This window comes from Acinetobacter sp. YH16038, from assembly GCF_013417275.1.
Classification (GTDB): domain Bacteria; phylum Pseudomonadota; class Gammaproteobacteria; order Pseudomonadales; family Moraxellaceae; genus Acinetobacter.
In genome coordinates this window covers 1-1718 of the sequence record NZ_VPEG01000132.1, presented here as the reverse complement: position 1 = coordinate 1718, position 1718 = coordinate 1, and the positions used below count along the sequence as shown (strand labels likewise).

At 35.4% G+C, this 1718-nt stretch carries 2 protein-coding genes and 1 pseudogene; 2 read left to right on the top strand and 1 reads right to left on the bottom strand.

The window, feature by feature from the left end; all coding sequences use genetic code 11:
- Both FTV34_RS17285 and FTV34_RS17280 read left to right on the top strand, forming a co-directional pair.
- Positions 1-241, top strand: a pseudogene (locus tag FTV34_RS17285) (hypothetical protein); the annotation flags it as partial.
- A 14-nt stretch (positions 242-255) separates the two neighbouring features.
- Positions 256-570, top strand: a complete 315-nt coding sequence (locus FTV34_RS17280; protein ID WP_151208206.1) for a hypothetical protein — start codon at positions 256-258, stop codon at positions 568-570.
- Positions 571-602: 32 nt separating this feature from the next.
- Here the strand turns inward: FTV34_RS17280 and repM are convergent, their stop codons facing one another.
- The gene (repM, locus tag FTV34_RS17275) at positions 603-1541 is read right to left on the bottom strand and encodes a replication initiation protein RepM (RefSeq protein ID WP_151208205.1); all 939 of its coding nucleotides are present in this window, start codon (positions 1539-1541) and stop codon (positions 603-605) included.
- Between the last annotated feature and the right edge of the window lie 177 nt (positions 1542-1718).

Below are 1718 nucleotides of genomic sequence, written 5' to 3'. Positions count from 1 at the left end.
GGAGAAGCTGAAACAGTTAAAAGCTCAGAAACAGGCTATTGAAGCAAGAGAAAGAACAAAGCAGAAAGAGCAAGAACGCAAGGATGATACTCGGCGTAAAATCTTACTTGGTTCTTACTTGATTAAAAAAATGCAATCCAATGAAGCCAACAAAGAAAAAATACTCGCTGAACTTAATGATTATTTAATAGAGGATCGGGATAGAATACTTTTTGATTTACCTTCGATGAATAACAATTAAGCTGGATATTCTTTATGAAATATAAAATTTTAATGTCTTTATTAACAATGTCAGTTATTACCCTTACTGCATGCAGCAAAAATAAAGAAGAACCAGAACATGTAAGAGTGCAAGCATCGTCTCCTGAGATTGTGGAAGAAGTACGCCAAGAAGCGCAACAAGTACCTGCTCCGCAAGAAATTACAGACGAAGACCGTGAACGTATGAAAAAAGAACTCCAAGATTCATCACGATTTGAAAGTAAAGATACTGCCAATAAGTCGGGCGAAGAAGTAAATGCGGAACTGATTAATCAGTTAGATTCGATAGGACAGCCAGCCAAAGAATAAAATTAAAAAAAAGGAGCTGAAGCTCCTTTTTTTTAATTACCAAATCCTGCCTTTTTTAAGCAAGGGTATAACTCTCTGAATTTTTCAGGCTCTAAAAGCATGTCTGCAATACGAATAGCAAACTGCTGATAGCTTTCTGTACCTTGAGAATATGCCCCCATTTCAGGCATTTCAGACAGTTTGTTTGCAAATAAATGACGTTGGGAATCGGTCATTTTGATGAAAAAATCAGGGGTATTGGGATCTCGTTTAGTTTCAATTTTAGGTTGTACTTTTTGCTTAAACTTGAATGAAAACCCTGTAATTGTACGCCCCTGCTTATGTTGCTCATAAGTTACGGTAATGTCTGTATGTTTGTTAAGTTGCTCAATAGCAATATGTAAAACTTTTTCTTTAAATTGCCCCATTCTTTGATATTTTTCATCTCCAACTCCAAGTTTTAAACGAAATTCATTTAAATCAATAATTGGTGTCTTCCCAGTACTACGCCACGCAATTAAAAGTTCGTATAGGCGAATAGCATAACCGCTTGTTAGATTGGCAACTTGTTTTAATTCGTAGCTTGTAAGGTGTTGTTCAAGATAAGTGATTAGGGGTAAGACCGCTGGAGCAAAAGTAAATTCTATAGTTGCAGAATTATCAATATAAGCAATATCAGACACCCAGCGAGTCGTTTTATGAGCAATACCTTTTTCTCTAGGTTCTTGATAGCTAAACTGTCTTGAGAATAAAGACTTACAGGCATCCTTTAGTGTTTCGTATGCTGTGCTATGGCTTACACCAAACGTATTAATATAACTTTCTGCTGTAATCTCAATTGGTTTATTGAATGCAATATAGTCAAGGTGCATGTTATGAGTATGTTCCCGAATAATAACGATAGCTAATAAAATCAATCGCTGTTCGACAAGACCAAGACTATAACTAGCATTAATCAACGCATTATCTTTTACAACTAAGTCATTTTTCATTGTTGTACACTTTTATAATTCAAGTGTATTTGTACACCTTTGTAATGTACGTGTCAATATCATCGGAATTAGTGTACTTATATGTCGGAATTGGTGTACTTATTGGGGCTAAAATATCGGAATTGGTGTACTTATATGTCGGAATTGGTGTACTTATTAGCTGTGAAAGCCTTGCTG